The organism is Rhizobacter sp. P3_B12 (genome assembly GCF_056402895.1).
Genome location: NZ_JBFUGN010001261.1, coordinates 1 through 1470, shown reverse-complemented (window position 1 = coordinate 1470; position 1470 = coordinate 1). Strand labels below are relative to the sequence as shown.

The window sequence follows — 1470 nt, the reverse complement described above, 5'->3', positions numbered from 1 at the left end:
CACCAGCGCCGTGGCCGCGGCTGCCGCATCGGCGGCCGGATCGAGATCGATGCGCCGGCATTGCAACTCGGGGTGCTCGATCGCGACCACGTGGCTCATGCCCCAGGCCGTGGCCTGCGCCGGGTTCGCCCCTTCATGGCGGTGCGTGGCCTGCGCGCCGCGCGTCGCGATCCACAGCCCGGGCCGCGACGACCCGGGTTGGGCCGCCATCGCCTGCACCGTCTGCAGCAGCGCGCTGACGATGAACTGCTGGTCGCGCAAGAGGTCGTCGGTCGACAGCCCGGCGTGGGCCGCGAGGTCCAGCGCCTGCAGTTGCACGACGCCGCGGCACGGCAGCGGGCTGCGCAAGGCTTGCGCGAGTGCGTCGGCAGTCGGTGCCACCAGCTCCGGCAGGTCACCGGCGCGGCGCAACTCGCCGATCAACGCGTCCGCGAAACCGGCCCGGTCGGCCAGCACCAGCCAGCGCGACGGTTCACGCTCGACCGCGGCCACCGGCGCCTGCGCGACGAACACCGCCTGCTGCGCCAGCACCGGGTGCGTCGTCGCGCCCGGCAGCGGCGTGGCGCCCTGCAGGCCGTGCTGCGACAGCAGCGTCGTCCAGCCCTCGCGCGGCATCAGCGCATAGCTGCGGCGCTGGGTGTCGGTGTAGGCCCACCAGCCGTCGAGCAGGCCGACGGTGAGGTCGCCGAAGCGCTGCGGCGTCGTGCCTTCGAGCAGCACCAGCACGCCACCGGGCGCGAGCAGTTGCCGCACATGGCGGATCGTCACGTCGAGGTCGGGCGTGGCGTGCAGCACGTTGGCGCCGAGCACCAGGTCGTAGCCGCCGGCCGCGAAGCCCTGCTCGGCCGGCGCGCGGCCGATGTCGAGCAGCTCGTAGCGCATGAAGCCGTGCGCCGCGAACTTCTCGCGGGCGCGGTTCAGGAACAGCGGCGAGACGTCGGTGAAGGTGTAGTCGATGCGCACGCCCTGCGCCGGCAGCATCGGCAGCACGTGGCTCGTCGTGCTGCCGGTGCCGGCGCCGATCTCCAGCACGCGCAGCGGCCGGCCGGCCGGCCACGCGGCGGCCAGCGCGCGCACCGTCTCGGCGATCACGCTGTTGTAGGTCTTCGCGGGCGGCGAGTTCTGGTACAGCCGCTCGGTGTCGGCCAGCGAGCCGCCGGGGAACAGCAGCGCGAGCGGGTCGGCCCGGCCGCGCAGCACCGCGGCCAGCTCGCGGCCGCAGCGGCGCGTGAGCACCAGTTCGGCCTCGCCTTCCGGGTGACGGGCGAGCAGGTCGTCGGCGAGCGCTTCGGGGTCGGTCTCGTCGGGCGTGCGGCGCACGACGAAGCTGCTGCCGTCGCGCACCAGGATGCCGTCCTCGGCCAGGATCGCCAGCATGCGCTGCACGAGGCGGGCGTGCGCCGGCAGTGTGTCGAAGCGCGCCGGGTCGATCGCGGTGGCGGGTGCGAAGCTGCAGCCGAGTGCTCGCAG

General features: G+C 74.4%; 1 protein-coding gene. It reads right to left on the bottom strand.

Annotation, left to right across the window (positions count from 1 at the left end; genetic code table 11):
- Positions 1-1470, bottom strand: a 1470-nt coding sequence (locus tag AC1D01_RS34340; RefSeq protein ID WP_477873930.1) for a methyltransferase, incomplete at both ends; no start/stop codon positions are given.